Here is a 21,562-nt window from a genome sequence, read left to right as displayed (position 1 = left end):
GGGATGGGCTATGCTCAGGGTCAAAACACTCGATAGGTTCCCGATGGACATTCTTACCCTTGTGGGTCTGGTAGCGGGCGTGGTGATCGTGGTGCTGGCGATGCTGGCCAACGCCTCGCTGCTGACCTTTCTCAATCTGCCGGGTCTGGCCATTGTGCTGGGCGGAACCTTTGCCGTTACCCTGATCAAGTTCCGGCTGTCGTCTGTGATGGGAGCGTTCCGGCTGGCGTTTGCCGCCGCGTTTACCGACCGGGTGCCGAGCCCGGCAGCGCTGGTTCGTGAGGTGGGGGCTCTGGCCATGGTGGTGCGCAAGGAGGGTATCCTTGGTCTGGAGAATCACCAGACCGACAATGTATTCCTGCGTAAGGCCATCAATTTGTGTGTTGACGGTCACCCGCCGGAGCTGGTGGAAGAAGCCCTGGCCCAGGAAACGCGGCAGACCGCCGAGCGTTACGAGGTCGCCGAGCGGGTGTTCCGCGGCATCGGCGAATCCGCCCCCGCCATCGGCATGCTGGGCACCTTGGTCGGCCTGGTGCAGATGCTCAACACCCTGGACGATCCCTCCTCCATCGGTCCCGCCATGGCCATTGCCCTGCTGACTACGCTCTACGGTGCCTTTCTGGCCCAGCTGATTGCCCTGCCGCTGGCGGACAAGCTACAGCTCAAGGCCGAAGATGAAGGGCGCAATCATCTGCTGATCATTACCTCCATCCGCAACATCATGCGCGGTGAGAATCCGCGGGTCATGACCGAACTGCTGTCGTCGTTTGTTACTCCGGATCAGCGCACCGGCCTGGCCTCGGAGCGGGAGGCCTGACGCCTTGGAACACGTGTGGAAAAAGGACAAGCTGCGGCTGCGGAATCAGACCCCGGCATGGATCGTGACCTTTGCCGATCTGGCGACCCTGCTGCTGACGTTTTTCATCCTGTTGCTGTCGTTTGCCGAGATGGACGTGGAAAAATACCGCGCTATGGCGAACTCGATGGCGGTGGCCTTCGGCAGTGGCAATGTATTGGCCGAGGGTGTTGGTGGCTCGCCGTTGACGTTGATTGAAACGGACACGGTGTCTTTGCCGGAGCCCAGTGACTCGATGACCAGCGAGCCGGAATTCATTGATGAGCGGACGGCCGGCGTCGAGACCACCGGTGTGCCTGCCGGCATTGTGGATCTGGCCTCGCGCATGATCCGTGAGCTGGAGCGCGAGGTGGCGTCGGAAGCCCTGAGTGTCAACTACGATGAAAACCAGGTGGTGATCCGTTTCTCGGAAGAGGCCACTTTCCGTTCAGGGGATGCCGCCATCAAGCCCGAAATGCTGCCGATCATTGATCGGGTTGTGGGGGTGCTGGCGGAGTGCCGTGGCGATGTGCTGGTGTCCGGGTATACCGATGACCGCCCGATTGCCAGCAGTCGCTACCGTTCCAACTGGGACCTGTCGGCCGCGCGGGCGGTGTCGGTGGTTCACGAGCTGGTGATGAACCGCCAGGTACCGGCGGAACGGGTGGTTGCTGCGGGCCGTGCCGAAACCAACCCGTTGGCGCCCAACGACAGTGACGAGAACCGCGCCAAAAACCGGCGGGTGGAGATTGCCATCCGTAACCCCGACTGTGGGAACGGCCTGCCGGCCGCTGAACCGGAAGCGCCGGTGGACATCATGCCCTGAGGCGCTTATGCCCGGGTGAAAGCTTCTCATAGTCAATTCAACTAACTTCTTTGCATTCAGATCCTTATACTGTGCCCCCTGTTTGAACCAACAACCGGACAATCACCGGGAGAGACCATGAGCGGACCAGACAAACCTAAAGTCATTGGCGAAGAGTGGAGCGACGAGCGCGTCAGGAGTTTCCTCGCCATCGAACCGGCCGCGCCGGGCATCGATGCCGATTTCCTGGTATTGCACAAAGCCTACCAGGCCATGCGTGCGGGGGATTTCGAGCGTTTGATCGGATTTTTTGTGGCCGCCGGCCGCAATCTCAATGCGGTGGGCGAATCCGGGGAAACCATTCTGGACCACATCCAGGCCCATCGTCGGAGCACGGAATACGCCGCCGCTTTGAAAGCAGCGGGCGCCAAAACCCGGGCCGAAGCCGGGAGCTGAGTGCTCGCCGCCAGGTGCAATTCCTCAGTTCCCGGAAAAGATATCCTGGAACACGAGGCGGAAGCGATCCATTGGCAGGCCGGTGGTGTCCAGATCCGGCAGTGCACCGGCCTGAAACCCCGGCAGTCCCGCGTGCAGAAAAGGTTCCACCAGCGCGGGGTCGGCACTGATGATGTGGATGACCGCGTCGCGGCTGGCGTTGTCGCCGGTGATCAGCGGCGCCGGCTGGTGGTCACCGACGATGATCAGCAGGGTGTCGTCATCCATGAACTGATCGGCGTAGCCGGTGATGACTTCCAGGGCATAGTCGAGGGCCTGGCTGTAATGGGCACGTACCCGGTCCGGGTCCCGCCACAGGCTGGCGGGCGCCTCGCCGCTGTCGCGCCAGGTGTCAAAGACCTGACCGTTGCCGATCTCGCTCCAGTCCTCCAGTACCGGCAGAATGGGCACCCACGGGGCGTGGCTGCTGATCAGCGCCATTTCGGCGAACAGCGGCTGCGGTGATGGTCGGCGCAGCTCCTGCTCGAACCAGGACCAGGTGTACTGGTCCGGCATGGTTACCCAGTTGAAGGGCGGTCCCTGGTAGCCCATGGAGCCGGCGTCGTAAATGCGGTCGTAGCCGAAGCGCCGGCCTTCCGGCCATGGGCGGGTAATCGCCGGCATCACCGCCACGGTGTTGTGCCCGGTCTGCTTCATGTCGTCGATCAGTGTGGTGTGCCGGCTGCTGAGAAGAATGTCGTAGTCGAGCTGGCTGTCGACCCATTGCCCGCTGAGCAGGGTCATATGGGCAAGCCAGGACTGGCCCCCTTGCACCGGCGAGGTCAGGCGCCCGCTTACCAGATGCAGGCCCCGTTCCCGCAGCGTGGCTTCCATGCGCTCGAGGCGCGGCACTATTCTCGGTCCATAACGGGGGTCGGTGAGGGCCGAGATACCATAGGATTCCACGAAGCCGAGGATCACATCCTTGCCAGCCAGATCGGCCAGGGTCCGGCTGCCCAGGCTCTCACCCTGCGCGATACCCAACTGGAATGATTGCGTGGCCTCGTGGGTGTCGGTCGCCAGCGCCACCTGCCTGCCCAATAACGCTGTGCCGGTTGCTGCGATGGGCGCCGGCAGCGCGAATGTCAGGCCGGTGAGCCCGACCGCCGCGGCGATCAGCATTCTGGGAGCCTGCCGGGGGGTGTGGTGGGCCAGTCGTTGCAGCAGGGAGGCAAACAGCGTGCCCAGCGCGATCAGAATCACCAGCAATAACACCAACACCATGACCGCCAGCGCGGCGCCCAGATTGGTATGCAGCAGGTGGTAGGCTGCGCCGGCGACGCCGAGTTCCAGATACAGATTCAGGGGGCGCCCGAGGGTTTGCTGCACCAGCAGGTCCACCACCACCAGGGCGGCCACGAAGGCGTAGGTTATACCCGCCACCATGGCCAGCCGGCGTTGCAGGCTGCCGGGGGGTAAAGCCGCGAACAACCCCCACAGAAACAGAGTTTCCAGCGCCAGCCAGGGTGTGTAAGCAAAGCCGGATACGGTAAGGGCCACCAGCATCAGGTTCAGGATCAGCGCCAGAAACAGCGAGGTTTTCGTCATCAGTGTTGTTCCGTCAGAACGTTCGTTCTGTAAGTGGCGGCGGGGAATACTGGTACAGCCAGGTTTCCGTCAGCGCCTGCGCGCCGAGGCGCAGAAACAGCCGCAGCTCCACAGGCTCGGCGGTGTCATCCGGCACCAGGTCGAACATGGCGCGATATCCATTGAGAGCATGAAGCGGGCGGGCGGATACCAGCTCAACCCGGCCGCGACTGGCGCTCACAATGGCCTCTACATTGGTGTTGTTGGCCAGCATGGCTAACTGGCCACCGGAAAAATCCACCGCAAAGCGGCGTGAGAAATAACGCCGGGGCTGGCCGACGACGCCACCAATACCGGTGCGGGTGGCGCGGGTGGTGGCCAGCTCTGGCGCCGGGTGCGGGTGATGCTCGCCCCAGGTCAGCCGGTAATCCAGACGGTGTTCGTTGCCCGGTTTCAGAGGTTGGTGCGGGTGCCAGAAGGCGACGATGTTGTCGAAGGTTTCGTCGTCGGTGGGTATCTCCACCAGCACCACGTCACCGCTGCCCCACCCCTGTCGGGGCTCTACCCACAGGCTCGGCCGGCGCTCATAAAACACACCGTCGTCCTGATAGTGGCTGAACTCCCGGTCCCGCTGCATCAGCCCGAAGCCCCGGGGGTTGTCATCGCGGAAATGGCTGACCCGCAGGGTGCGCGGGTTGACCAGTGGTCGCCACAGCCGTTCACCGGCACCGGTCCAGAGCGCGAGGCCGTCGGAGTCGTGGATTTCCGGCCGCCAGTCGTTGGCTTTACGGCGGTCGTTCTCCCCGGTCTGGTACATGCTGGTCAACGGTGCAATGCCGATGCGCTCGATGGCCTGACGTGGGTACAGGGAGGCACTGATGTCCATTACCATGTTCTTTCCGGGCCGCAGCCGTAAACGGTAGGCCCCGGTGATGCTGGGGGAATCCAGCAGGGCATGGACCACCACGTCGGTGGCGCCTGCCGCCGGGGTTTCCAGCCAGAATGCGGTGAAATCCGGGAACTCCTCCTCCCGGGGCAGGCCGGTATCGATGGCCAGGCCGCGGGCGGACAGTCCGTACTGCCGCGATTCGCCCACGGCGCGAAAATAGCTGGCCCCCAGGAAGGCAACCAGGTCACGGCGGAAATCCTGATGGCCATGGATGCGGAAGCCCGCGTAGCCCAGATCTTCCGGCAGGTCGTCGGTACGGATCCCATCGCCGTGCTCGAAATGATCCGCGCGATAGGGAATCGGTTGGGCGACCCCGTCGCGAACTTCGAAAAACTGCACCGGCTTGCGAAAATACAGGCCAAGGTGAAAAAACTGCGCCCGGAATGGGCTGCCGTTCCCCCGCCACAACGCATGATCGGGCCTGAAGCGAATGCTCTGATAGTCGTCCCAGCTGAGGTTGTTCAACGCCGCAGGGAGGCCGGCCTGTCTGGACTGATACGGCTTTGCGGCAAGCGCGCGGGCATGCTGACGAAGCCAGTCGTGACTGAACGGCTGGCCGGCGTTGTCCGGCGCTGTGCCCGTGGCCGCCTGAGTCAGCGGCATGCGGGCCAGAGGCAGGGCGCAGCCCAGCAGCAGGCCGAGTTTCAGTAGCGTGCGTCTATCCACGGAAATTCCCTGTGAAATACAACGGTTGACGGGGTGTCTTCTGCGCCCCGGTCGGGTCCGGAATCGGTACGGCCGGGCGTCGCTGCAGAGTGGGCGTGCCGGTTGCCGTGTTCAAGCTTGCCAAGTAGTTGACCCCAGTAGTTGTCTGACGGCGCCTGCCAGACCCGATCGTGCAACTGGCGCAGGGCATCGCCGTGATCGCAGATCAGGCTTTGTTCGCGCCAGGTCAGGGCGTCCGGTCCCTCCTGCAGGCAGCGGTGCACCAATGCGTCCAGAATCCGCCGTTTGCGTCCGGATGTGCCGGGTCTTTGCCGCGCCGCTGCGTGCAGGTTGGCGGCGGGGAACACCACGGCCTGCTGGAAACGGCTCAGGCCGGCGGACGTCTCAGGGGTTGCCGGGGCGGTGTCGGCCAGCCGCACCACTGCTGGCGCGCGGGTGTTCACCACCGTGGGCAGTGACCGGGGGGATGCGTATCGACTGAGCAGCACGGCCATGACCGGTGCCAGTACCAGCGGCAGGGTGATGGGCAGGGTCCACAGCCAGAGCATGTTCCCTGAGGCAGCGCCGACCGCCAGCAGTGCGCTGCCTGCCAGCAGACCCGGGCCGTGGGCGGCCAGTGCCCTGCGCCAGGAGGTCCGGTCCGTGCGGTTCTGCCCGGCCCATAACACCGGAAGATTGGCCAGTGCGGTCAGCACAAAGCGGCTGTGGGCCACCATGCGGACCGGGGCCAGCAGCAGCGACACCAGGGTTTCCCCGATGGCGCTGGCCAGCAAACGGCGGCGACCACCAAAGGCCTTGCCCTGCCCGGCCAGTAACACGTCGGCGATGGCCAGCACGCGCGGTCCGAACAGCATCGACACCGTGCTGATGGTCAGTACCCACGCCGCGACACCGGCGCCGCTGTGGTGAGCATCGCTCAGGGTGGAGACCATCGCCGGCTGCAGGGCCACCACCGCAGAAAGCGCCAGGAACGTCAGCCATAAGGGGGAGGCCACATAAGACATGACACCGGTAAACAGCGCCATGCGGTGGGCAAAGGTCAGCCCGGGTTCGAACAACAGGATCCAGAGATGTTGCAGATTACCGCGGCACCAGCGGCGGTCCCGCACCAGATCGTCTTCAAGACTCGGCGGGGATTCCTCGAAACTGCCGGCCAGTTCCGGCACCAGCCAGGTGTCGTAGCCGGCCCGCCCGAGGTAGGCGGCTTCGACGAAATCGTGGCTGATCACCGGGCCACCAAACAGTCCCGGGCCCCGGAGCTTGCGCAATCCGCAATGGCTCATGAATGCCTCAACCCGGAGAATGGCGTTGTGGCCCCAATAGGCCGCCTCGCCCATCTGAATCGCCGCCAGCCCGCGGGTATACAGCGGGCCGTAGGCGTGACTGGCAAACTGCTGCAGGCGGGCAAACCAGGTACTTGCCCGCGCCAGCCGGGGAGCGGTCTGCAGTATGCCGGTGCGGGGTGCGTGTTCCATCACCTGCACCAGCCGGGTCAGACACTCGCCGCTGAGCAGGCTGTCGGCGTCCAGTACCACCAGGTAGCGATACGCCCTGCCCCAGCGGCGCAGGAAATCGGCCACATTGCCGCTTTTGTAGTTGAGGTTGACGGTACGCCGGCGATAGAAAATACGGTCGCTGCCCAGCTCCCGGCACAGCGCCTGCCAATGAGCCCGTTCCGCCAGCCAGACCTCGGGGTCCCGGCTGTCCGAGAGAATGTAGAATTCGAAGTGTTGCAGCTGGCCGCTGCGTTCCAGATCCCGGTAGATCGCCTTGAGGCCGTCCAGGGTGCGTTGTACCGGTTCATGATAAATAGGCATGACCACGGCGGTGGCGGCGAGCGGGGTGTCGTCAAGCCCGCTGGCGGCCAGACGATGGCCTGGGTTGAGAGGGTCGCCGCCGCGCAGGCGCATCAGCACGCCGGTCAGGGCTGTCCAGAAGCCCACCGCAATCCACAGTTGCAACAGGGCGAACAGACCGATGATGGTCAGGCCCGTCAGCGTGGTGGCGTCCGGCAGAATCTGCGCCAGTAACCCTACGGCCAGCGTGGTCTGTGTAAACACCACCAGGGCGAGCACCGCACGGCGGCGTATCGCAACCGCTTTCCAGTTGGAGGCATTATCCGCCATGGTGGAAGTAGCCCATGCTGGTCCGCCGCAGTGGCGGCTGTTGCGGCCGCGTCGCAGCCTGCTGGCGGTCGCTCCAGTCAAGCGCCAGCGATCTCACCTGGCCGTCGGTCGACACCTGGCCAGCGGCGAGCGCTTGCGCGATGACCCGGGCAAGATCCTGACGCTGAGGCTGAGACAACGGCGCAGCGATGGCGTCCAGATACAACCGCGTTCGGTCTGACAGGGGAAAATCCAGTTCCTTCACCATTGCCTCCGTAGAAAACGGTCCGTGATCGCGGACCGGAAAGCGGTGACACAGCAGCTCCTGCGAACTGTCATCGCAGGGAAACATACGGCGAAGGCGGGGAAGTCAGACCACCCGGTTACTGATCATTAAGGTATTGGTCTTTCAGCTTGACGTAATTGGCAGCGGTGTAGCGGAAGAAAGTCAGCTCCTTTTCGCTCAGCGGCCGCGCCTGTTTGCAGGGCGAGCCCACATACAGATAGCCGGACTTCAGGGTTTTCCCCGGCGGTACCAGGCAGCCTGCGGCCACGATTACATCGTCTTCCACCACGGCACCGTCCATGATGATGCAGCCCATACCCACCAGCACCCGGCTGCCGATGGTGCAGCCGTGCAGCAAAGCCTTGTGGCCCACGGTGACGTCATCGCCGAGCGTCAGCGGGTAGCCCCCGGGGTTGAAATCGCTGGCGTGGGTGATGTGCAGCACCGAACCGTCCTGCACGCTGCAGCGGTGGCCGATGCGGATGTTGTGCATGTCACCCCGCACTACCGTCATCGGCCAGATGGAACAGTCATCCCCGGTTCTGACGTCGCCGATAACCACCGCGCTGGGGTCAATCCAGGCGCGCTCGCCAAATTGTGGCGTGATACCCTTGTGAGAACGTACATTCGTCATTACATATACCTGTAGAGCGTTTACCCGGAGGCTCGGGGTGCCTGTGGGAGGGGCCTTTCCCCGAGGTCTGATAAGCCGACGCTACCTCACAAATTGATAGTTGAGAAGGGGACCTATGAATAACCCGCTACTGACCGACGACCTGCTGCCGAAGTTCGACCATGTCCGCACCGAGCACATGGACACGGCGATTGACCAGATTCTCAGTGAAAACCGCATGAAAATCGCCAGTCTCGCCCAGAATGAAGACCCGGACTGGACCACCCTGGCGCAGCCGATGCAGGAGCTGGAAGACAAGCTCAGCAACGCCTGGTCGGTGATTTCGCACTTGAACGGCGTGATGAACAACGACGAGCTGCGCAAGGTCTACAAGCGCTGCCTCGAAAAACTCACCGAGTACAGTACCGAGTTGAGCCAGAACGAAGCCCTGTGTAACGCCTACAAGAAACTGGCAGCGCGTGAGGATTTCGGTCAGCTGAGCGAGGCCCAGCGCAAGTCGGTAGAGAATACCCTGCGGGACTTCCACCTGGGTGGCGTGGATCTGCCCGCGGAGCAGAAAAAACAGTATGCGGAATTGTCCCGGGAGCTGGCGGAGTTGTCCAACCGGTTCAGCGATAACGTGCTGGATGCCACCCAGCACTGGTACAAACACATAACCGACGTTGATCAGCTGGTGGGTCTGCCGGAGAGCGCCATTGACGGCGCCAGACAGGCGGCCAAACAGAAAGACCTTGATGGCTATGTGATCACCCTGGATTTCCCCAGCTTCTTCCCGGTGATGACCTACGGTGACAACCGCGACCTGCGGCGCGAAGTCTACGAAGCCTTTGTGACCCGTGCCTCCGACATGGGCCCGGACGCCGGTACCTGGGACAACACGCCGGTGATGGCGGAAATCCTCAAGCGTCGCCATGCCCTCGCCCAGTTGCTGGGCTTTGACAACTACGCCGAGCGCTCGCTGGCCACCAAAATGGCCCGCAGCACCGACGAAGTGCTGGACTTCCTCAACCAGCTGGCGACCAAAGCCAAGCCGCAGGCGGAGAAGGAGTTTTCCGAACTGCAGGCGTTCGCCAGAGACGAGTACGGGGTCAACGATCTGCAGGCGTGGGATTTGGGCTATTACAGCGAAAAACTGCGCCAGCAGCGCTACGACATCTCCCCGGAAACCCTGCGTCCCTGGTTCCCGGTGGACAAGGTGGTGCCGGGTCTGTTCCGCGTGGCGGAAAAGCTGTTCGATGTCCAGATCGAGGCAAAGCCCGAGGTGGAAACCTGGCACGAGGACGCCACCGCCTACTGCATCAGCCGCAATGGCGAGCCGCTGGCCTGGTTCTATCTTGACCTCTTTGCCCGCCAGGGCAAGCGTGGCGGCGCCTGGATGGCGGATTGCCGGGTACGCTGGCAGAACCTGCGCGGGCAGCTGCAACTGCCCGTGGCGTTCCTGACCTGTAACTTCACCCCGCCGGTGAACGGCAAGCCGTCCCTGCTGACCCACGACGAAGTGACCACCCTGTTCCACGAATTCGGCCACGGCCTGCACCACATGCTGACCCAGGTGGATGTGATTGATGTGTCCGGTATCAATGGCGTGGCGTGGGACGCGGTGGAACTGCCCAGCCAGTTCCTGGAGAACTGGTGCTGGAACCCGGAGTCCCTGGCGCTGATCGCCTCGCACCACGACACCGGGGAACCGCTGCCGGACGATCTGTTGCAGAAACTGCTGGCGGCCAAGAACTTCCAGTCCGGCATGGCCATGGTGCGCCAGCTGGAATTCTCCCTGTTCGATTTCCGCCTGCACGCGGAATTCACCAGTGACGCCCCCACCAACCCGCTGGATATGCACCGTACCGTGCGGGAAGAAATCGCAGTGGTCCAGGCTCCGGCGTTCAACCGCTTCCCCAACAGCTTCTCTCATATCTTCGCGGGCGGTTACGCCGCGGGTTACTACAGCTACAAGTGGGCAGAAGTACTGGCAGCGGATGCCTTCTCGTTGTTTGAGGAGCGCGGCATCTTCGATCCGGAAACCGGCAAGGCCTTCCTGCACAACATCCTTGAGAAAGGCGGGTCCCAGGAGCCGATGGAACTGTTCAAGGCCTTCCGCGGCCGCGAACCGCAGGTGGATGCGTTGTTGCGGCAGAACGGCATCACCGGGGAGGCTGCTTGATATGGCGAGCCCGAAACGCTTTATCGCCGGTGCCGTCTGCCCCCGCTGCGCGGAGATGGACAAGATCATGATGTTCACCACCGACGATGACGATCAGGTGCGCGAGTGCGTGGCCTGCGGTTTCACCGATGCGGTGTCGGACGTGGAGCAGCCCGCTGCGCCCGAGCTGGAGACGCGGGTGAACAAGCGCAAGAATGAAGACGACCATACGGTGAAGCAGGTGGTGTTTTTCAAGTCCGGGTCTGAGGACTGAGGTCTGGGATTGGCCTTGTAGCCTGCTTGTTGGGAGAGTGAGAGGGTCTGGGGGAACATTCCAAAACGGAGAAACACGGTTTCTTTTAATGTTTTGGAATGTGCCGCCAGACCCTCTTTTTTTTGACCAATCAGAGATTGCTTTGGTGCGTTAACCGGGAAACCCTTACCCCTGCCAACCAGCAGGCTACAAAAGCAGGCACGCACCAAATTCAAACCATCAAACTCAAAGCACCATAGCCGCCAACCACCCGAACCCGAGTAACGGCAGGTTATAGTGCAGGAACGTCGGCACTACCGTGTCCCAGATGTGGTTGTGCTGGCCGTCCACGTTCAGGCCGGCCGTGGGCCCAAGGGTGGAATCGGACGCCGGGGAGCCAGCATCGCCCAGGGCACCGGCGGTGCCGACCAGGGCGACGATGGCCAGCGGGCTGAAGCCCATCTGCAGGGCCAGGGGCACATACAGGGCGGCGATGATGGGGATGGTGGAGAATGACGAGCCGATGCCCATGGTGATCAGCAGGCCCACCACCAGCATCAGCAAGGCGGCCATGGCCTTGTTGTCACCGATGGTGGCCGCCGAGCTTTCCACCAGCGTCTTGATCTCGCCGGTTTCCCGCATTACCTCGGCAAACCCGGAGGCTGCGATCATGATGAAGCCAATCATTGCCAGCATCTTCATGCCCTCGGTAAACAGGTCGTCGGCCTCTTTCCATTTGACCACTCCGGACACATTGAACAGCACGAAACCGGCCAGGGCGCCGAGAATCATCGAGCCCAGCCAGAGCTGGACCACGAAGGCCGTGACAATAGCGACCAGCGCCATGAACAAGGTGCGGCTGTTGTAGTGCACATCGACCCGCTCGGTTTTTGCCAGCGTTTCCATATTGTAGTGGCGATCACCGCGGTAGCTGAAGAAGACCGCCACCAGCAGGCCACAGAGCATGCCGAGGGCCGGCAGGGCCATGGCAAACATGACGTTCAGATCGCTGGCATCGACGCCGTTGTCGCCCACATTGGCCAGCAGGATTTCGTTCAGGTAGATGCCGCCGAACCCCACCGGCAGGAACATGTACGGGGTGATCAGACCAAAGGTCAGTACACAGGCGACCAGACGGCGGTCCATGTTCAGTTTCGCCATCACGTACAGCAACGGTGGCACCACCAGGGGTATGAACGCGATGTGGATCGGCAGGATGTTCTGGGATGAGATGGCAATGGCCAGCAGCAGGCCGATGATGAGGAAGCGCAGCCCGCCAACGGCCATGCCCGGGTTCTGGCGGCCGACCAGTGCCAGCGCCTTGTCGGCCAGGGCGTGGGCAAGACCGGACTTGCCGATGGCCACGGCAAACGCGCCCAGGGTGGCGTAGGACAGTGCCACGGTGGCACCGCCGCCAAGACCGTTATTGAAGGCCTCGATGGTGGCTTCCAGGGACAGCCCAGCGATCAGGCCGCCGGATACGGCACCGATGATCAGGGCAACAACAACGTGAATGCGGCACAAACTCAGCACGAGCATGATGGCAACCGCAGCAACAACGGCATTCATGGCAAAACTCCGGATAGGAATTACAGGTTTACCCGGCCCCTTGTGGGGGCCGGCATCATGAAAAGCGCGCTAATGTGCAGGAAATCGTTGCAGCAGTCAAAACCGGATGAAGTCAGTCTTCACTGACCCAGGCAAAGCGGGGAATCTGCTCACCGGCAACATCCACGGTCTCCTGGAACATGGCAAGCGGGCGAACCCAGAGGCTGTGGTCACCATACAGGCAGCGATACACCACCAGTTTCTCCTCGGTTTCACTGTGGCGGGCAACCTCGAGTACCTGATAGTCCTTTCCCTTGTAATGGCGATACCTGCCCGGGCGCAATTCTGGTTTTTTGTCCGTCATCGGCGGTCTCCGGAGCGGATTGACGTTATTGACCCCGGCGGAAGACGTTCCGCCGGTAAGCGTCTAAAGTTAACACCAATCTGACAGGGATGCATGAGGGCTGTCGGCGGATCAGGTGTCGGTGCTGTGGGAGCTCAGTGGCCGGGCGGCGAGCCCGCCGAGCTCATCCAGCGTGCGGACGAGGCGCTCTACGCCGCCAAGAAAGCCGGTCGAAACCGGGTCAGCCGGTGGGTCAGTTCTTCAGTTTATAGCGACCCGGCCCGAGGAACATCAGGGCAATCGCAGTAAACAGGAAGAAGCCCTGCAGCTCCAGCGCCCAGCCTCCGTTGCTGCCCAGCGCCATCAACTCGTGGCCGTGCACCAGCGCAATGGCCACCAGCATGTTGAAGGCAATCAGCAGCGCGCCAATGCGGGTCTGGTAACCCAGCACCACCATCAGCGGCGCCAGCAGCTCGCCGATGAAAACGCCGTAGGCAAAGAACGCAGGGATCCCGTGACTGGCCAGCTGACCTTCAATAAAGCCGACACCGTGGAACAATTTGGCCACGCCATGAAACAGCATGATGCCGCCGAGCGTCAGGCGAATGATCAGTTTTCCAAGGTCTGCGTTATCCAGCATGGGAGTCTCCTTTCAGGTCATCATCGGTAGGCATTCAGAAAGGCGCTAGATTACCTGCAATCAGAGGCTGTTGCCCAGCGAGAAACGAATGTGGTTGCGCACCAGCAGGTTTTCCCAGTAGTGCCGCATCCAGTCCCAGGCGGCGTTCCTGGCGTGCTCCACAAACGGGTCGAGATTGAGTTCGTAATAGTCCGGTGTGCCGGCGATCTGGAGAACGGTCAGCGTGATGGCGTCGTCGAGTTCGTTGGCGAAGGGCTCACCGATCAGCTGGTGTACCAGGAGGTTGGCCTGGGTGGTCTCGATGTCCACCAGGTCACTGGCGCGGATGGAGCGGTTGTTCTCATACATCTCCTCCATCAGACGATGGCACAGGTAGGCACGGATCAGCAGGCCGTCGAGACCGTCATAGCGCACCAGCAGCACCGACGGCTGAGTGAAATAGCGGGTGGCGGCATCGATGAACGGAGCGAACAGATCGGCCTTGTCGGCTTCCCGGGCGCAGGCTTCCACGCACTCGATCAGCCGCGGTGCCATTTCGATGTATTCCACCGCAAACTGGAACAGGCAGGTAGCCGGTTGGTATCCCTCTATGGTGATGGTGCCCGGCAAGGACGCAGCTTTCTCCCTCAGCTGGCGAAGAAAAGTGCCGGAGCGGGCTTCCTGCCGTCGTGCCTGGTCAATAATGTTGAGGACTGCCTGTGGTGTCATTTCAGGGATTGCCGGTGTCTGAACGAGATGAGGTCGCAAGGCGCCTCCCATGGTTCACAAAAGGGTCGCTGGGGGCAGGTGAGCAGGGGCTGGCTACCGCGACAAGCCTGCCGTTTAGAATTATTGTAGTCGAGATTTTCCAGCCTGCTTTTCGATAATCGTCACTGGGGAGTAAACCAGCGATCACGGCGGCTGTGGGCCAGAAACAGGCCGCCCATGGTGAGGGCACGGGCCACCATCAGGCAGATCAGCGAGAACCACAGGCCGTGATTGCCCCAGCCTGTGGTCAGCCACCAGACCGGCAGGAATACCACCAGGGCTGAGAACAGCATGGTGTTCTGCATGTCGCGGGTTCGGGTGGCGCCAATGAATACGCCGTCCAGCAGGAAGCCCCAGACCGCAGTGAGCGGGAGCGCCCACAGCCACGGCAGGTACTGCCAGGCCGTGGTACGAACCTCGTCAATGCCGGTGAGCAGGCTGATGAGATGGCGCCCGCCCAGTACAAAGGCCACGGTGAAGATGAGCGAGCCATACAGTGACCAGCGCAATGCGGTGCGGAACACCAGCCGGAAGCGTCGGCGGCTACCCTTGCCGACGGCTTCCCCGATCAGCGCTTCGGCGGCATTGGCGAAACCGTCCAGGCCGTTAGAAATCACCAGCAGAAAGGTGATCAGCACCGCGTTGGCGGCGAGGATGGTATCCCCTTGCCGTGCACCCTGGGCGGTAAAAAACGCCAGCACCAGCAGCAACGCAATGGTTCGCACCATGATGTAGTGATTGACCTGAAGAATCCGCGCATAGTCTGACAGCTGGCCCATCAGCGCGCGGCTGAAGCCCTGGTCCGCCGGCAGGCGCAGCAGGACCAGGCGAAACCCGATCGCCGCCGCTGAATATTCCGCAATGACGGTGGCAATCGCCACGCCCTGGCTGTTCCAGCCGAACACCGTGACGAACAGCACGTCCAGAACGATGTTCAGGCTGTTGGCGACAATCAGCATGATCATGGGTGCACGGGCAAACTGGGTGCCGATCAGCCAGCCCACCAGGGTGTACTGGCACAACACCGCCGGCGCGCTCCAGATCCGGATGGCCGCGTAGCTGGCGGCCAGTTCGGTAACCCGTTCACTGGGGTTCATCAGGGTCAGGCCCAGCTGAATCAGCGGTTGGTGGAACAGAATCAGCAATAGCCCGATGCCGACAGCCAGAACCAGCGAGCGCACCAACAGGGCCACCTGACCGAATTCGTCGCGCTTGCCCCAGGCCTGAGCTGCGAGGCCAGTGGTGCCCATACGCATGAAGCCGAAGGTCCAGTACAGAATGCTGAACAGATTGGCGCCCACCGCCACGGCCCCCAGATATTCCGGGCTGTCCAGGTGGCCGAGCACAGCGGTATCCACCAGACCCAACAGAGGGACGGTCAGATTGGTCAGCATCAGTGGCCAGGCGAGGGCCCACAGCCGGCGGTCTGTGACGGAGAGCGAGAAACGCTTATTCAATTTGATTCTTAAAGATACCTTCTTAGTACTTTTGGGTTTAGTCGTTTTTTAGCTTTTCTTTGATCTGTGTCTATACTCCACACTGAGTTATCCATAAGCAGACTTCCACTCTGAACCGATTGCGTGTGCGAGCGCCGCCGGAACGGAGGGATCGAACGCCAAAATCCGACAAGAATAACACTCTGTGGAGACACAGTATGCGCGTGCACGCTAAGCGGGCAGGTGTCCTTTTGGGCGGCCTGATGTTCCCCGCCTGGTCCATGGCGGACTGGACGTTGAACATGGCACCCGGGGTCACCGGTACCAGTAATGAAATTTTCAGCCTTCATATGACCATTCTCTGGATCTGTGTCGCCATCGGCGTCGTGGTATTCGGGGTGATGTTCTGGTCAATCTTCGCTCACCGAAAGTCCAAGGGCGCCAAACCGGCGAATTTCCACGAGAACACCCTGGTGGAAATACTCTGGACCATCATTCCGTTCGTCATTCTTGTGGTCATGGCCATTCCCGCCACGGCCACACTGGTTGATATGTACGACACCACCGAATCGGATGTTGACATCAAGGTCACCGGCTACCAGTGGCGATGGAAGTACGACTACATCGAGGAGGATTTCGGTTTCTTCTCGAACATGTCGACCAGCAAGGACGAGATCTACAACCGCGTCGCCAAGACCGAGAATTACCTGCTGGATGTCGACAACCCGCTGGTGATTCCGGTGGGCAAGAAGGTGCGGCTGCTGCTGACCGCCAACGACGTGATCCACTCCTGGTGGGTGCCCGCTTTCGGTGTCAAGAAAGACGCCATTCCCGGCTTTATCAACGAAACCTGGACTCGCGTGGACGAGCCCGGTATCTACCGCGGCCAGTGCACCGAGCTGTGCGGCAAAGACCATGGCTTCATGCCAGTAGTGGTCAAGGCGGTGCCCCAGGAAGAATACGATCAGTGGGTCGCGGACCAACGGGCGGCGGCCGAGCGCGAGCGCGAGCTGACCAGCAAAGACTGGAGCATGGCCGAGCTGATGGAGCGTGGCGAGAAAGCCTATGCCAGTGCCTGTGCAGCCTGTCACCAGGCTGACGGCAGCGGCGCGCCACCGGCATTCCCGGCGCTGAAGGGAAGTCAGATAGCAACCGAAGACATGCAGGCTCACCTGAACGTCGTGGTGAACGGGGTTCCCGGAACCTCGATGCAGGCTTTCGGCGACCAGCTCAGTGAAGTGGATCTGGCCGCGGTGATCACCTACGAGCGTAACGCATGGGGTAACAACACCGGCGAGATGATCACACCGAAAGAAGTATTCGAGTACAAGAATCAGGAATGATTCCTCAAACGACATCACCAGCCGGAATAACAGGCGGTAACGGGGGTTTTTCATGAGTGCGGTTGCAGATACCCACGCCCAGGATCATCATCACCACGGCCCGGCCAAAGGCTTCAGCCGGTGGTTGCTGACGACCAACCATAAAGACATCGGGTCCATGTACCTGATCTTCAGCTTTGCCATGTTCCTGCTCGGGGGCTCCATGGCCATGGTCATCCGGGCGGAGCTGTTCCAGCCCGGGTTGCAGATTGTCGAGCCGGAATTCTTCAACCAGATGACCACCATGCACGGTCTGATCATGGTGTTCGGTGCCGTGATGCCGGCCTTTGTGGGGCTGGCTAACTGGATGCTGCCACTGATGATCGGCGCACCCGACATGGCGCTGCCACGGATGAACAACTGGAGTTTCTGGTTGCTGCCGTGTGCGTTCCTGATCCTGGTGTCCACGCTGTTCATGTCCGGCGGTGCACCGAACTTCGGCTGGACCTTCTACGCGCCCCTGTCGACGACCTACGGGCCGCCAAGTACCACCTTCTTCATTTTCGCGGTACACATCATGGGTGTGTCGTCGATCATGGGTGCGATCAACGTGATTGCTACCATCCTCAACATGCGGGCACCGGGCATGACCCTGATGAAGATGCCGCTGTTCGTCTGGACCTGGCTGATCACCGCGTTCCTGCTGATTGCCGTCATGCCGGTACTGGCGGGCGTGGTCACCATGATGCTGATGGATATCAACTTCGGCACCAGCTTCTTCGATGCCTCGGGCGGCGGTGATCCGGTGCTGTTCCAGCACGTGTTCTGGTTCTTCGGCCACCCGGAGGTCTACATCATGATCCTGCCGGCGTTCGGCGCGGTGTCCCATATCATCCCGGCGTTCTCCCGCAAACCGTTGTTCGGTTATGCCTCCATGGTGTACGCCGTCGGTGCAATTGCCCTGCTGTCGTTCGTGGTCTGGGCGCACCACATGTTCACCGTGGGTATACCGATCGCCGGCCAGCTGTTCTTCATGTATGCGACTATGTTGATCGCGGTGCCCACCGGGGTGAAGGTGTTCAACTGGGTGGCCACCATGTTCCGTGGTTCGCTGACCTTTGAAGCGCCGATGCTGTTCTCGGTGGCCTTCGTGATCCTGTTTACCATCGGTGGCTTCTCAGGCCTGATGCTGGCCATTGCACCGGCGGACTTCCAGTACCACGACACCTACTTTGTGGTGGCCCACTTCCACTATGTGCTGGTGCCGGGTGCGATCTTTGGCATCTTCGCCTCGGCCTATTACTGGCTGCCGAAGTGGACCGGGCACATGTACGACGAAACCCTGGCCAAGACCCATTTCTGGCTGTCGTTCGTGGGCATGAACCTGGCGTTCTTCCCTATGCACTTCCTCGGATTGGCCGGCATGCCGCGACGGATTCCGGACTACGCACTGCAATTCGCTGACTTCAACATGGTGTCCAGCGTGGGTGCGTTCATGTTCGGCGCGTCGCAGCTGTTGTTCCTGCTGATCGTGGTGAAGTGCGTGAAAGGTGGCGAGAAAGCCTCTGCCAAGCCCTGGGACGGCGCCGAAGGGCTGGAGTGGACGGTGCCTTCACCGGCGCCTTACCACACCTTCTCGACGCCGCCCGTGGTCAAATAACCGGAGCACCAGGCCATGACCGACGCAAATCAGACCCCGCAACAGCCACGCCGCACCAATGTGCGGGTGGTTGGTTGGTGTATGGCCGGCGTGCTGGGCATGTTTGCCTTCGGTTTCGCCATGGTGCCGCTGTACGACGTGTTTTGTGAAATTACCGGGATCAACGGCAAAACCGGTGGGCGTTACGAATCCACCGTAGCCGTCGAGCGGGATGAAAACCGCACGGTCAGGGTGCAGTTCCTGGCCCAGAACGGTCCCGACATGCCCTGGACGTTCCGGCCGGTGACTCGCAGCATCGAAGTGCACCCGGGCGAGCCGGTGACCATCAATTATTTTGCCCAGAACCCGACGGACCGGGCCATGGTCGGTCAGGCGGTACCCAGCCTGTCACCGTCAGAGGGCACCCTGTACTTTCACAAGACCGAATGCTTCTGCTTCAACCAGCAGCCACTGGAGGCTGGTGAAAGCGTCGAGATGCCACTGATCTTTATCGTGGATAAGGACCTGCCGGAGCACATCACCAAGCTGACCCTGTCATACACGCTGTATGACCAGGACGTCGCGCCGGCCGTATCCGACAATTCCCGGGTCAGGAAAACAACAAACGATAACGGATAAGCCATCGGAGACTGACATGGCGGATAACCAGACCTATTACGTTCCCGAACAAAGCAAATGGCCGATCATTGCAACGGTTGGCCTGGGTGTGACCCTGTACGGGGTTGCCGCCATCATGGTGAATGGCAAACAGGGCGAGTCGACCACCGGATCCTGGATCATGTTCCTGGTCGGTTCGGTGATCATGGCCTATATGCTGTTCGGCTGGTTCGGACACGTGATCAAGGAAAGTCGCGCGGGCCTCTACAGCCCGCAGATGGATCGCTCTTTTCGTTGGGGCATGAGCTGGTTCATTTTCTCGGAAGTGATGTTCTTTGCCGCCTTCTTCGGCGCCCTCTTCTATGCCCGGGTGTTTGCAGTGCCGTGGCTCGGTGGCGAAGGCGACAGAGGCAGCAGCAACATGCTGTGGGAAGGTTTCCAGGCCACCTGGCCACTGATCAGCAACCCGGATCCGGGCGCCTATCCGGGCCCGAAAGAAGTGATCGGGCCCTGGGGTCTGCCGCTGATCAACACCATTTTGCTGGTGACCTCGTCCTTCACCGTGACCGTGGCTCACCATGCGATCAAAGAGGATAATCGCCAGAAACTGAAGCTCTGGCTGGCGATGACCATCGGCCTCGCGGTGGTGTTCATGTTCGTACAAGGCTACGAGTACCTGCACGCCTACCGCGATCTGGACCTGACCCTGCAATCGGGCATCTATGGCAGCACCTTCTTCATGCTGACCGGTTTCCACGGTGCCCATGTCATGCTGGGCACACTGATGCTGGCGATCATGCTGATCCGCATCAACAAGGGTCATTTCACGGCCGAAAAGCATTTCGGATTCGAAGCCGCGGCCTGGTACTGGCATTTTGTGGACGTGGTCTGGCTGGGTCTGTTCGTGTTCGTTTACGTCATCTGACCGGGCGTCAGGGGGTCGGGTTCAGCACCAGGCCCCCTTGCCAGAGGGAGATCAGGATTACCAGCAACAGCACCACACTCAGCGCTACCCGCACCGTCAGTGAGTTCACCACCCGGTTGGTTTTGCCGCCGTCCTTGATCAAGAAGAACAGCCCGCTGAACAGACTGAAGACGACAGCCAGCATGAGTAGGATTACAACGGCTTTCAGCATGGGAGTTTCCGTGTCTGATGGTGTTTATTGTCAGGTCACTATAGCAGAGCAATCAGGTTCAGGGTTTGTCTGAGCGCCGGCACTGGCAGTTCGACTGGCGCCTGCTCCTGTTTGCCGGGTTGTTTCTGCCGTTGCTGATCAGTCTCGGTGTCTGGCAACTGGGGCGGGCGGAAGACAAACAGCAGCAATTGCAGCAGTGGCAGCAACAGGCCAACAACCTGAGCTGGCTCCAGCAGGAATCCCGGGGTCTGAGTGACGGGCGCCCGGTGAGCCTTCAGGGTCGCTACAGCGACAGGACCTGGCTGTTGGATAATCGCACCCGTGATGGCATCCCCGGCTATGAGGTACTGACCGTGTTTTACCCGACGGAGGGTCGCCCGGTGGTGGTGAACCGTGGCTGGATACAGGCGCCGCGCACCCGCAGCGAACTGCCTGCGATCAGCTCGCCGGCGGGCACGGTGAGCATCGCCGGTCGTGTCGCCGCCTTTCCCGAGCCGCCGGTGCTGGCCAGCAACGAGGCCCGGACAGAGGGCTGGCCGCGCCGGGTACAGACTCTGCCGCCGGCACTGGCAGCGCAACAGGAGACGGAACTGGCCAATGCGGTGGTCCGGCTGTCGGACCGCGACCAGCCCGGGGCCTACCGGGCAGACTGGGCGCCGGACCTGATGGGACCGCAGACCCACTACGGATATGCATTTCAGTGGTTTTCACTGGCCGCCGCACTGGTTATATTGACCGTGGTAGCGAGTTACCGAAAAACAGGAGCCAATAATGACAACGACAATGGCTAAAGGGACTTCCGGGCACCACAGTGAAGGCCCCACTCCCGAACAGGTCCGCCGTGGCCGCAGAACAGCCTTGCTGCTGTTTCTGATCGGTTTCGGCCCGATGGTGTTTGCCACCATCATGTATTACACCGGCTGGCTCAACCCGGCCGGCCACACCAACAACGGCGAGCTGGTTCTGCCGCCGGTCCCGGTGACCGAATTCCACCTGCAGACCTCTGAAGGCGAGCTCCTGGCCGATCGTTTCGGTCCTGAACATGCCGACGCCGAGTGGATGATGCTGGTGGTCGCCGGAGATTGCACCGAGCCATGCGAAAATCTGTTGTATCTCGCCCGTCAGGTCAATATTGCCCTCGGTAAGCATGCCGATCGCATAACCCGCGCAGCCTGGCTTGGCTCGGTGCCGTCGTCACTTGAAACCCGGTGGGGCGATGAGTACAGCGCCATGGAACGTCTGCAGCTGCGCGGCGGAAAAGCCCCGGCCTGGCCAGCGGGCATTCGGCCGCAGCAGGAGCCGCGGATCCTGCTGATCGATCCTTTCGGCAACGTGATGATGCATTATGGCAATGAGCACTCCGGCAAGGCGCTGCTCAAGGATCTGAAGCATCTGATGAAACTGTCCCAGATTGGCTAATCTGATGTGTGGAGGAAGT

At 61.4% G+C, this 21,562-nt stretch carries 22 protein-coding genes; 11 read left to right on the top strand and 11 right to left on the bottom strand.

Annotation, left to right across the window (positions count from 1 at the left end; translation table 11 throughout):
• Nucleotides 1-43: 43 nt before the first annotated feature.
• The 3 genes from MLC70_RS04030 to MLC70_RS04020 all read left to right on the top strand — a co-directional run bounded on the left by MLC70_RS04030 (nt 44) and on the right by MLC70_RS04020 (nt 2,096).
• Entirely contained in the window at nt 44-817 is a 774-nt protein-coding gene (locus MLC70_RS04030) for a motility protein A (RefSeq protein ID WP_345799533.1), read from the top strand.
• 4 nt (nt 818-821) lie between these two features.
• Nucleotides 822-1,661 (top strand): flagellar motor protein MotB, encoded by an 840-nt coding sequence (locus MLC70_RS04025; RefSeq protein ID WP_248181789.1) that lies wholly within the window; start codon nt 822-824, stop codon nt 1,659-1,661.
• Nucleotides 1,662-1,778: 117 nt separating this feature from the next.
• Nucleotides 1,779-2,096: a PA4642 family protein gene (locus MLC70_RS04020; protein ID WP_248181788.1), complete on the top strand. Its 318-nt coding sequence runs from the start codon at nt 1,779-1,781 to the stop codon at nt 2,094-2,096.
• A 24-nt stretch (nt 2,097-2,120) separates the two neighbouring features.
• On the opposite strand, the gene MLC70_RS04015 is transcribed toward MLC70_RS04020, so the two are convergent.
• The 5 genes from MLC70_RS04015 to MLC70_RS03995 form a co-directional block, all read right to left on the bottom strand.
• Complete coding sequence (locus tag MLC70_RS04015; RefSeq protein ID WP_248181787.1) at nt 2,121-3,683, bottom strand: sulfatase-like hydrolase/transferase; 1,563 nt, start codon at nt 3,681-3,683, stop codon at nt 2,121-2,123.
• 13 nt (nt 3,684-3,696) lie between these two features.
• The gene (locus tag MLC70_RS04010) at nt 3,697-5,277 is read right to left on the bottom strand and encodes an OpgD/OpgG family glucan biosynthesis protein (RefSeq protein WP_427902088.1); all 1,581 of its coding nucleotides are present in this window, start codon (nt 5,275-5,277) and stop codon (nt 3,697-3,699) included.
• Entirely contained in the window at nt 5,256-7,403 is a 2,148-nt protein-coding gene (gene mdoH, locus MLC70_RS04005; protein ID WP_248181786.1) for a glucans biosynthesis glucosyltransferase MdoH, read from the bottom strand. Before mdoH ends, MLC70_RS04010 begins: the two co-directional genes overlap by 22 nt.
• Nucleotides 7,393-7,647 (bottom strand): hypothetical protein, encoded by a 255-nt coding sequence (locus MLC70_RS04000; protein WP_248181785.1) that lies wholly within the window; start codon nt 7,645-7,647, stop codon nt 7,393-7,395. The genes mdoH and MLC70_RS04000 overlap by 11 nt, the downstream gene beginning before the upstream one ends.
• A 118-nt stretch (nt 7,648-7,765) precedes the next feature.
• Nucleotides 7,766-8,302, bottom strand: coding sequence for a gamma carbonic anhydrase family protein (locus MLC70_RS03995; protein WP_248181784.1), 537 nt, complete (start codon nt 8,300-8,302; stop codon nt 7,766-7,768).
• Nucleotides 8,303-8,417: 115 nt separating this feature from the next.
• Here MLC70_RS03995 and prlC point away from each other — a divergent pair, with 115 nt between their 5' ends.
• Nucleotides 8,418-10,463 (top strand): oligopeptidase A, encoded by a 2,046-nt coding sequence (gene prlC / locus MLC70_RS03990; protein ID WP_248181783.1) that lies wholly within the window; start codon nt 8,418-8,420, stop codon nt 10,461-10,463.
• 1 nt (nt 10,464) lies between these two features.
• Entirely contained in the window at nt 10,465-10,716 is a 252-nt protein-coding gene (locus MLC70_RS03985) for a YheV family putative zinc ribbon protein (RefSeq protein ID WP_248181782.1), read from the top strand.
• Between the two features lie 225 nt (nt 10,717-10,941).
• On the opposite strand, the gene MLC70_RS03980 is transcribed toward MLC70_RS03985, so the two are convergent.
• From MLC70_RS03980 to MLC70_RS03960, 5 genes are all read right to left on the bottom strand, one after another.
• Complete coding sequence (locus tag MLC70_RS03980) at nt 10,942-12,264, bottom strand: Na+/H+ antiporter family protein (protein WP_248181781.1); 1,323 nt, start codon at nt 12,262-12,264, stop codon at nt 10,942-10,944.
• Nucleotides 12,265-12,376: 112 nt separating this feature from the next.
• A complete protein-coding gene (locus MLC70_RS03975) occupies nt 12,377-12,607 on the bottom strand; it encodes a DUF1653 domain-containing protein (RefSeq protein ID WP_248181780.1) in 231 nt (76 codons plus the stop codon).
• Between the two features lie 232 nt (nt 12,608-12,839).
• Nucleotides 12,840-13,226, bottom strand: a complete 387-nt coding sequence (locus MLC70_RS03970) for a DoxX family protein (protein ID WP_248181779.1) — start codon at nt 13,224-13,226, stop codon at nt 12,840-12,842.
• 60 nt (nt 13,227-13,286) lie between these two features.
• Nucleotides 13,287-13,934 (bottom strand): hypothetical protein, encoded by a 648-nt coding sequence (locus MLC70_RS03965; RefSeq protein WP_248181778.1) that lies wholly within the window; start codon nt 13,932-13,934, stop codon nt 13,287-13,289.
• Nucleotides 13,935-14,095: 161 nt separating this feature from the next.
• Nucleotides 14,096-15,367: an MATE family efflux transporter gene (locus MLC70_RS03960; RefSeq protein ID WP_248181983.1), complete on the bottom strand. Its 1,272-nt coding sequence runs from the start codon at nt 15,365-15,367 to the stop codon at nt 14,096-14,098.
• 260 nt (nt 15,368-15,627) lie between these two features.
• Here MLC70_RS03960 and coxB point away from each other — a divergent pair, with 260 nt between their 5' ends.
• The 4 genes from coxB to MLC70_RS03940 are packed head-to-tail and all read left to right on the top strand — an operon-like array spanning nt 15,628 to nt 19,913.
• Nucleotides 15,628-16,752, top strand: a complete 1,125-nt coding sequence (gene coxB / locus MLC70_RS03955; RefSeq protein ID WP_248181777.1) for a cytochrome c oxidase subunit II — start codon at nt 15,628-15,630, stop codon at nt 16,750-16,752.
• Between the two features lie 52 nt (nt 16,753-16,804).
• Nucleotides 16,805-18,391 (top strand): cytochrome c oxidase subunit I, encoded by a 1,587-nt coding sequence (gene ctaD, locus MLC70_RS03950; protein ID WP_248181776.1) that lies wholly within the window; start codon nt 16,805-16,807, stop codon nt 18,389-18,391.
• A gap of 15 nt (nt 18,392-18,406) precedes the next feature.
• Nucleotides 18,407-19,009 (top strand): cytochrome c oxidase assembly protein, encoded by a 603-nt coding sequence (locus MLC70_RS03945; RefSeq protein WP_248181775.1) that lies wholly within the window; start codon nt 18,407-18,409, stop codon nt 19,007-19,009.
• Nucleotides 19,010-19,025: 16 nt separating this feature from the next.
• The gene (locus MLC70_RS03940) at nt 19,026-19,913 is read left to right on the top strand and encodes a cytochrome c oxidase subunit 3 (protein WP_248181774.1); all 888 of its coding nucleotides are present in this window, start codon (nt 19,026-19,028) and stop codon (nt 19,911-19,913) included.
• Between the two features lie 7 nt (nt 19,914-19,920).
• Here MLC70_RS03940 and MLC70_RS03935 read toward each other — a convergent pair whose 3' ends face one another.
• Nucleotides 19,921-20,124, bottom strand: a complete 204-nt coding sequence (locus MLC70_RS03935; protein WP_248181773.1) for a twin transmembrane helix small protein — start codon at nt 20,122-20,124, stop codon at nt 19,921-19,923.
• Between the two features lie 65 nt (nt 20,125-20,189).
• Here MLC70_RS03935 and MLC70_RS03930 point away from each other — a divergent pair, with 65 nt between their 5' ends.
• On the top strand, nt 20,190-20,915 hold the full coding sequence (locus MLC70_RS03930; protein ID WP_248181772.1) for an SURF1 family protein: 726 nt from the start codon (nt 20,190-20,192) through the stop codon (nt 20,913-20,915).
• Nucleotides 20,896-21,543 carry a hypothetical protein gene (locus tag MLC70_RS03925; protein ID WP_248181771.1) on the top strand — a complete coding sequence of 216 codons (648 nt, stop codon included), beginning with the start codon at nt 20,896-20,898 and terminating at the stop codon, nt 21,541-21,543. Before MLC70_RS03930 ends, MLC70_RS03925 begins: the two co-directional genes overlap by 20 nt.
• Nucleotides 21,544-21,562 lie beyond the last annotated feature (19 nt).

The organism is Marinobacter goseongensis (assembly GCF_023156235.1).
GTDB lineage: Bacteria > Pseudomonadota > Gammaproteobacteria > Pseudomonadales > Oleiphilaceae > Marinobacter > Marinobacter goseongensis.
Note: the sequence above shows the minus strand (reverse complement) of the source record. Positions and strands in the feature narration are given on the sequence as shown.

Excerpts from the sequence above, each read along its gene's own strand:
- MLC70_RS04030 (WP_345799533.1), top strand. The coding sequence starts at position 44 with ATGGACATTCTTACCCTTGTGGGTCTGGTAGCGGGCGTGGTGATCGTG.
- MLC70_RS04020 (WP_248181788.1), top strand. The coding sequence starts at position 1,779 with ATGAGCGGACCAGACAAACCTAAAGTCATTGGCGAAGAGTGGAGCGAC.
- MLC70_RS04015 (WP_248181787.1), bottom strand. The coding sequence starts at position 3,683 with ATGACGAAAACCTCGCTGTTTCTGGCGCTGATCCTGAACCTGATGCTG.
- mdoH (WP_248181786.1), bottom strand. The coding sequence starts at position 7,403 with ATGGCGGATAATGCCTCCAACTGGAAAGCGGTTGCGATACGCCGCCGT.
- MLC70_RS03995 (WP_248181784.1), bottom strand. The coding sequence starts at position 8,302 with ATGACGAATGTACGTTCTCACAAGGGTATCACGCCACAATTTGGCGAG.
- prlC (WP_248181783.1), top strand. The coding sequence starts at position 8,418 with ATGAATAACCCGCTACTGACCGACGACCTGCTGCCGAAGTTCGACCAT.
- MLC70_RS03985 (WP_248181782.1), top strand. The coding sequence starts at position 10,465 with ATGGCGAGCCCGAAACGCTTTATCGCCGGTGCCGTCTGCCCCCGCTGC.
- MLC70_RS03980 (WP_248181781.1), bottom strand. The coding sequence starts at position 12,264 with ATGAATGCCGTTGTTGCTGCGGTTGCCATCATGCTCGTGCTGAGTTTG.
- MLC70_RS03975 (WP_248181780.1), bottom strand. The coding sequence starts at position 12,607 with ATGACGGACAAAAAACCAGAATTGCGCCCGGGCAGGTATCGCCATTAC.
- MLC70_RS03970 (WP_248181779.1), bottom strand. The coding sequence starts at position 13,226 with ATGCTGGATAACGCAGACCTTGGAAAACTGATCATTCGCCTGACGCTC.
- MLC70_RS03965 (WP_248181778.1), bottom strand. The coding sequence starts at position 13,934 with ATGACACCACAGGCAGTCCTCAACATTATTGACCAGGCACGACGGCAG.
- MLC70_RS03960 (WP_248181983.1), bottom strand. The coding sequence starts at position 15,367 with ATGCTGACCAATCTGACCGTCCCTCTGTTGGGTCTGGTGGATACCGCT.
- coxB (WP_248181777.1), top strand. The coding sequence starts at position 15,628 with ATGCGCGTGCACGCTAAGCGGGCAGGTGTCCTTTTGGGCGGCCTGATG.
- ctaD (WP_248181776.1), top strand. The coding sequence starts at position 16,805 with ATGAGTGCGGTTGCAGATACCCACGCCCAGGATCATCATCACCACGGC.
- MLC70_RS03945 (WP_248181775.1), top strand. The coding sequence starts at position 18,407 with ATGACCGACGCAAATCAGACCCCGCAACAGCCACGCCGCACCAATGTG.
- MLC70_RS03940 (WP_248181774.1), top strand. The coding sequence starts at position 19,026 with ATGGCGGATAACCAGACCTATTACGTTCCCGAACAAAGCAAATGGCCG.
- MLC70_RS03935 (WP_248181773.1), bottom strand. The coding sequence starts at position 20,124 with ATGCTGAAAGCCGTTGTAATCCTACTCATGCTGGCTGTCGTCTTCAGT.
- MLC70_RS03925 (WP_248181771.1), top strand. The coding sequence starts at position 20,896 with ATGACAACGACAATGGCTAAAGGGACTTCCGGGCACCACAGTGAAGGC.